Raw genomic sequence first — 6,498 nt, 5'->3', positions numbered from 1 at the left:
GGGGCGGCGGGACGCTGCGGCGACTCGAACACGCGGCGCTCAGCGTTGGACGGAGCGGCCAGATTGCCGCCGCCGGCCGCGTGAGGACGCGCCCGCTTGGTCTCGACGACCACCGTCTTCGTCCGGCCGTGGCTGAAGCTCTGCTTCACCGTGCCCGAGCTGACGGACCCGCCGGTGCGGGGCTTCAGCGTGAGGGGCTTACGGCCGTTGTTGTTGTCTTCGCTCATTCGCTCGCTTTACTCAGCCCCGGGCGGATCCCGGTCATTCATCTCAAAACGTCGCCCGCCTCAAACGAGGAGAGGCGGAAAGCCTCATGGCTCCCGCTTGGCCTCGACAGGCTCCTCGCGCCAATCCTCAGGAAGGAGCGGACAGAACCCCGCCAGGCGCCGGACATCTTCGGCCCAACGCTCGGCGGCTCGCCCCGCAAGGAAGGCGGTGTGTATCACATTCTCCAGCCCTAAGGCCAAACCCAATTCGGCGGCGCCGAAGACGCCCACCATGCCGGGGGCCGGGGAGGCTTTGCGGGCCAGCGCCATGATCTTGCGTCGCCCGTCGGCCGCGCCGTCGTTCGCTTCGATCAGCCAGGCGGCCTTACCCGACGAAATGGCGGAGGAAACCTTCTCGAACCCCGAGGTAAGGTCGCCGGCGCGGCGCGCAAGCCCCAGGCCCGACAAAAGCCGGACGCGCAGCAGGGCTTCCACCTGATCGGCCAGGTCGACCGGAGCCGAAACCTTCGCCTTGGCGGCGCGCGCGAACAGGCCCTTCTTGGCGGCGGCCGTCACCGACGCGCGGTCGGCCGCCACCCACATGCCGCGGCCGGGCAGTTTGCGGGCCAGGTCGGGGACCGCCTGGCCGTCGGGGCCCGTCACGAAGCGGATCAGCCGCGCCTCTTCCATCACCTCGCCGGACACGATGTCGCGCCGTTCGCGCGACGCCGCGGCGAGGGTGGGATGGGGCCTAGCGGCGGATGTCTCCATGACGGGTCACCTCACCGGCCTTAGGCGTCGCGCGCTTCGCCGGCCATTTCGGCCTCGGCGAACGCTTCGTCGCTGGGTTCGGCGTCGGCGTCAGCCTCAGCCGCGACCTCTTCCTCCACCGGCTCGGGTTCGGGCGGGGCCTCGACCCAGCCCATGGCGATCCGGGCGCGCATGATCAGCAGCTCGGCGTCGGCCGGCTCCAGGTTGAAGCTCTCCAGGATGCCGGGCTCACGGACGCGCTCGCCGTTCTTGTTCTCGAACCAGCCGCGCAGGTCGTCGGGAACCAGTCCGGCCAGGTCCTCGATGGTCTTCACGTCGCCCTGGCCCAGGGCCACGGCCATGGGCAGGGTGATCCCCTCGATCTCGAGCAGGCCGTCCTCGACGCCCAGCTCCTTGCGCTTGGCGTCGTACTCGGCGGCTTCCTTGTCCAGGTATTCCTGGGCGCGGGCCTGGATTTCGGCGCCGGTGTCCTCGTCGAAGCCCTCGATTGAGGCGATCTCCGAGACGTCGACGTAGGCCACATCCTCGACCGAGGCGAAGCCCTCGGTGACCAGCAGCTGGGCGATCACCTCGTCCACGTCCAGGGCTTCCTGGAACAGGGCCGTACGCTCGGCGAACTCGCGCTGGCGGCGCTCGCTCTCCTGGCTCTCGGTCATGATGTCGATCTGCCAGCCCGTCAGTTGCGAGGCGAGGCGGACGTTCTGGCCGCGACGGCCGATGGCCAGGGACAGCTGCTCGTCGGGCACCACCACTTCGACCCGCTCGTCCTCCTCGTCCATGACGACCTTGGAGACTTCCGCCGGCGCCAGGGCGTTGACGATGAAGGTCGCCTCGTCCTGGCTCCACTGGATGATGTCGATCTTCTCGCCCTGCAGTTCGGCCACCACCGCCTGCACGCGACTGCCGCGCATCCCGACGCAGGCGCCGACGGGGTCGATGGAGCTGTCGTTGGAGATGACCGCCATCTTGGCGCGGCTGCCCGGGTCGCGGGCCACGGCGCGGATCTCGATGACGCCGTCGTACACTTCCGGCACTTCCTGGGCGAACAGCTTGGCCATGAAGCCGCCGTGCGCACGGCTCAGCAGGATCTGCGGGCCCTTGGTCTCGCGACGGACGTCGTAGATGTAGCAGCGGATCCGGTCGCCGATGTTGAAGTTCTCGCGCGGGATCGACTGGTCGCGGCGCATGATGCCCTCGCCGCGGCCCAGGTCGACGACGACGTTGCCGTACTCGACGCGCTTGACCGTACCGTTGACGATCTCGCCCACGCGGTCCTTGTACTCTTCGTACTGGCGCTCGCGCTCGGCGTCCCGGACCTTACCCATCACCACCTGGCGGGCCATCTGGGTCTGCACGCGGCCGAACTCGAACGGCGGCAGCAGCTCCTCGTAGGTCTTGCCCACCACGGCGTCCTTGTCGCGACGCTTGGCGTCGGCGAGGCGCAGGATGCCCGGCGGCTCCTCCACCGGCAGCTCGTTGCCCTCTTCGTCGAACCCGCCGCCGAACACCGCATCGTCGGACACGACGGTCACGACTCGCTTGATGGTCGTCTCGCCGGTCTTCGGGTCGATGTGGACGCGGATGTCGTGCTCGGCGCCGTAGCGCGAGCGCGCGCCCTTCTGGATCGCCTCTTCAATCGCCTCGATGACGATCTCCTTGTCGATCGACTTCTCGCGGGCGACCGCTTCGGCGATCTGCAGGAGTTCAAGCCGGTTGGCCGAAATGCCGGTCAGGCTCATGGGGTTCGTCCCTCTACTCGGTCGTCTGTTGTTCGGATGCGAGGCGGGCGGCGCGGCTGGCGGCCCCCCGCTTCATGAGTTCGTCGTTCAGCACCAGCTTGGCCTCGACGATCCAGGAGAAGGGGATCATGGCCGTGGCCTCCTCCCCCTCCAGGTCGATCCCGATCTGGTCGCCTTCGATCCCGGCTAGCACGCCGCGGAAGCGCTTGCGCCCCTCGGCCAGCCGATCAAGCTCGATCTTCACCTCGAAGCCTTCGTGGGACTCGAAGTCGGACAGGCGGGTCAGCGGCCGGTCGATCCCGGGCGACGACACCTCCAGCAGATATTCTCCGCTGATCGGATCGGCGGCGTCCATGACCTCGGAGACGGCGCGGCTGAGGCGCGCGCAATCCTCGACGTTCATGTCGCCGTCGGCCGGGCGTTCGGCCATGATCTGCAGCTTGCGGCGCTCGGTCCCGCCCATCAGGCGCAGGCGGACGATGGCATAGCCCGCCGCCTCGGCCACGGGGTCGAGCAGATCCAGAAGTTTCAGGTCCTCTGCGGTCTTCCCGCGCATGCCAAGCCTGGGCCCTAGTAAAGAAAAAAGCGGCCGGGCCGGAGCCCGCCGCTCGTAGGCGCCATACAGCGCTAACGGACGATGTTGAGGGATATATAGCGGGCGATCAGGGGCTTGTCAGCCCCATTGCGACTTGTCCCTCTTCCCTCCCGCGGCCGGATGGGCCACACACCGCGCCTCCCTTTGTGTGTCTCGCGAAAGACCATCCTCCCATGGACCTCTCCAAGATTCCCGTCGGCAAGAACCCGCCGTACGACGTCAACGCCCTCATCGAGATCCCGCAGGGCGGCGAGCCGGTGAAGTACGAGATCGACAAGGAAAGCGGCGCGATCTTCGTCGACCGCTTCCTGCACACGGCGATGTTCTATCCCGGCAACTACGGCTTCATCCCGCATACCCTGGCCGACGACGGCGACCCCATGGACATCATCGTGGTGGGGCCCACGCCGGTAGTGCCGGGCGCGATCATCCGGGCGCGGCCGGTGGGCGCGTTGATCATGCGCGACGAGGCGGGCGGCGACGAGAAGGTCCTGGCCGTGCCGGTGGACGCGCTGCACCCCTTCTATGCGGGCGTGGACAGCTGGCGTTCGCTGCCGGCGATCCTGACCGAGCAGATCGCCCACTTCTTCAAGCACTACAAGGACCTGGAGAAGGGCAAGAGCGTCGAGATCGTCCGCTGGGCCGATCCGGAGGAGGCCGGCGAGCTGATCCGCCAGTCCATCGAAGCCTACCGGGTCGCCAACGCCGGCTAGGTCCGGACGAAGTCGAGGAAGACCGGCGCGCAATCGCCCAGGCGCTTTTCCTCGTAGCGGGTGGTGATGTGGTCGGCCGGCGGGACCCGCCAGTCGTCCGCACGCCCCGCGGTCCAGGCGAAGGCCGGATTGCCGAGGAAGCGCTCCAGGGCCTGGTCCACGTAGCTCGCCACGTCGCTGGCGAAGCGCAGGCGCCCTCCGGGACGCAGGGTGCGGGCGAGCTCGCCTACCAGTTCCGGCTGCACCAAGCGGCGCTTCTGCTGGCGGGACTTGGGCCAGGGATCGGGAAACAGGATGAAGACCCGCGCCAGGCTGGCGTCGGGCATCCTGGCGATGAGATCGCGCACGTCGCCATCGTGCAGTCGGACATTTTCCAGGCCCTGCTCGTCGATATGGCGCACCGCGCTGGCCACGCCGTTCACGAAGGGCTCGGCGCCGATGACCAGGACATCCGGGGCGCGGGCGGCCTGGGCCGCCATGTGTTCGCCGCCGCCGAAACCGATCTCCAGCCAGGTCTCCCGCGCGCCGGGCATCAGCGCCGCCGGGGCGATCGGGCTCGGGGGCACGCGCAGGCCGGGCAGGCGCGCTTCCATCAGCGCGGCCTGGCGCGGCTTGATCGGCCGCGACTTCAGACGGCCGAACGAGCGCAACGGCGGGTGGTGGTCAGACATTCGCAGGCTCTAGCGCAGAGCGTCGGCGACCGCGAGAGCGGCCACCGCCGAAAGTGCGATCCAGACCAGGACGACCGCGATCCCGCCGGCCCGGCTGATCGGCCGGCGTGCGGCGGCTTCTGCCGCTTCGCGATGGGCCGCGAGCACCTCGGCCGGGATCAGCCGAAGCGCCAGCCACAAACCCGCCGGCACCAGGATCAGATCGTCGAGGTAGCCGAGGATGGGAACGAAATCGGGGATCAGGTCGATGGGCGAGAACGCGTACGCCGCCACGGCGATCGCCACAGCCTTGGCATACCACGGCGTGCGCGGATCGCGGGCTGCGAGCCAGACGGCGTGGGCGTCGCGCTTCAGCGCGAACGCCCACGCCCGCAGACCCATCAGGCCAGCGACTTCAGCTGCTCGGTGAGGTCGGTCTTCTCCCAGGAGAAGCCGCCTTCGTTGTCGGGCTGGCGGCCGAAGTGGCCGTACGCGGCCGTGCGGGCGTAGATGGGGCGGTTCAGTTGCAGGTGCTCGCGGATCGCCCGCGGCGTGGCGCCGCCGATCATCTGCGGCAGGGCCAGTTCCAGCTTGGCCGGATCGACTTCGCCCGTGCCGTGCAGGTCGACGTAGAAGCTCAGCGGATTGGCCACGCCGATGGCGTAGCTGATCTGGATCGTGCACTTGCGCGCCAGACCCGCGGCCACGACGTTCTTGGCCAAGTAGCGGCAGGCGTAGGCGGCGGAGCGGTCGACCTTGGTCGGATCCTTGCCCGAGAAGGCGCCGCCGCCGTGGGGGCTGGCGCCGCCGTAGGTGTCGACGATGATCTTGCGGCCGGTGAGGCCGGCGTCGCCGTCGGGACCGCCGATTTCGAAACGGCCGGTCGGATTGATGTGCCACTTGGTCTTCTTGGTGATCAGGCCGGCCGGGATCACGCTCTCAACATAGGGCTTGATCACGCCTTCCAGGCGCTTGGGCGTGGCCATGTGCAGGCCCATGCGCTTCTTGTGCTGGGTCGAGACCACGATCTGCAGGATCTCGACCGGACGGCCGTCTTCGTAGCGCACGGTGACCTGGCTCTTGGCGTCGGGTTCGAGCACGGCGCATTCACCCGAGTGACGGACTTCCGCCAGCTTCCTCAGGATGTCGTGGCTGTACTGCAGGGTCGCCGGCATCAGCGCCGGGGTCTCGTCGCAGGCGTAGCCGAACATGATGCCCTGGTCGCCCGCCCCCTCGTCCTTCTTGTCGGACGCGTCGACGCCCTGGGCGATGTGGGCCGACTGTTCGTGCAGGTGGCAGGCGTACTTCGCCTTGTTCCAGTGGAAACCCTTCTGCTCGTAGCCGATGTCCTTGATCGCCGCCCGCACCTTAGGCTCCAGCGACTTCACGATCTCCTTGGTCAGGGCCTTGTTCTCGGCCTTGGAGGCGCCGGGCTTGCCCGCGCGGACCTCGCCGGCCAGCACGATCCGGTTGGTGGTCACCAGGGTCTCGCACGCCACCCGGGCCTGCGGCTCGACGCTCAGGAACGCGTCGACGACCGTGTCTGAAATCCGGTCGGCCACCTTGTCGGGATGGCCCTCGGACACGCTTTCGCTGGTGAAGATGTAGCTGGAACGGCTCAAGGGCTAGGCTCCGGAGATGGATGCGGCGCTGGCGACGGCCGGCAAGTAGGTCGCTCGCCTATAAAGAAATCCTTATGTGGCGCCAAGGCTAGGTCCCTTGATCGGCGAGTGCGCGGGGACGACGCCGGCGGCCGGCGAACCAGGCGCCGGCGGACAGGGCGAGCAAGCCGGCGAAACCGGCATCGCCGATCCGGCTGTAGAT

8 protein-coding genes are annotated in these 6,498 nt (G+C 68.4%); 1 reads left to right on the top strand and 7 read right to left on the bottom strand.

The window, feature by feature from the left end; genetic code table 11:
• The 4 genes from AX721_RS25720 to rimP all read right to left on the bottom strand — a co-directional run.
• Positions 1 to 227, bottom strand: a 227-nt coding sequence (locus tag AX721_RS25720; RefSeq protein WP_156467379.1) for a translation initiation factor IF-2 associated domain-containing protein, incomplete at its 3' end; no start/stop codon positions are given.
• 84 nt (positions 228 to 311) lie between these two features.
• Positions 312 to 977: an RNA-binding protein gene (locus tag AX721_RS25715; protein WP_068878813.1), complete on the bottom strand. Its 666-nt coding sequence runs from the start codon at positions 975 to 977 to the stop codon at positions 312 to 314.
• 20 nt (positions 978 to 997) lie between these two features.
• Positions 998 to 2,716 (bottom strand): transcription termination factor NusA, encoded by a 1,719-nt coding sequence (gene nusA / locus AX721_RS25710; RefSeq protein ID WP_068878812.1) that lies wholly within the window; start codon positions 2,714 to 2,716, stop codon positions 998 to 1,000.
• Between the two features lie 13 nt (positions 2,717 to 2,729).
• A complete protein-coding gene (gene rimP, locus AX721_RS25705; protein WP_068878811.1) occupies positions 2,730 to 3,272 on the bottom strand; it encodes a ribosome maturation factor RimP in 543 nt (180 codons plus the stop codon).
• Between the two features lie 212 nt (positions 3,273 to 3,484).
• On the opposite strand from rimP, the gene ppa reads away from it, so the two are divergent.
• Positions 3,485 to 4,024, top strand: a complete 540-nt coding sequence (ppa, locus tag AX721_RS25700; RefSeq protein ID WP_068878810.1) for an inorganic diphosphatase — start codon at positions 3,485 to 3,487, stop codon at positions 4,022 to 4,024.
• Here ppa and trmB read toward each other — a convergent pair.
• Genes trmB through metK form a run of 3 tightly spaced genes read right to left on the bottom strand, consistent with a single transcriptional unit; the run spans position 4,021 to position 6,296 of the window.
• A complete protein-coding gene (trmB, locus tag AX721_RS25695) occupies positions 4,021 to 4,695 on the bottom strand; it encodes a tRNA (guanosine(46)-N7)-methyltransferase TrmB (RefSeq protein ID WP_068878809.1) in 675 nt (224 codons plus the stop codon). The two genes, ppa and trmB, sit on opposite strands and share 4 nt — an antisense overlap.
• A 9-nt stretch (positions 4,696 to 4,704) precedes the next feature.
• Positions 4,705 to 5,076 (bottom strand): YkvA family protein, encoded by a 372-nt coding sequence (locus AX721_RS25690; protein ID WP_068878808.1) that lies wholly within the window; start codon positions 5,074 to 5,076, stop codon positions 4,705 to 4,707.
• Entirely contained in the window at positions 5,076 to 6,296 is a 1,221-nt protein-coding gene (gene metK / locus AX721_RS25685) for a methionine adenosyltransferase (protein WP_068878807.1), read from the bottom strand. Before metK ends, AX721_RS25690 begins: the two co-directional genes overlap by 1 nt.
• Between the last annotated feature and the right edge of the window lie 202 nt (positions 6,297 to 6,498).

It is taken from the genome of Phenylobacterium sp. CCH9-H3 (genome assembly GCF_001557235.1).
In the GTDB taxonomy this organism is placed as follows: Bacteria; Pseudomonadota; Alphaproteobacteria; order Caulobacterales; family Caulobacteraceae; genus Phenylobacterium.
This window is presented reverse-complemented; position numbering and strand designations above follow the sequence as displayed.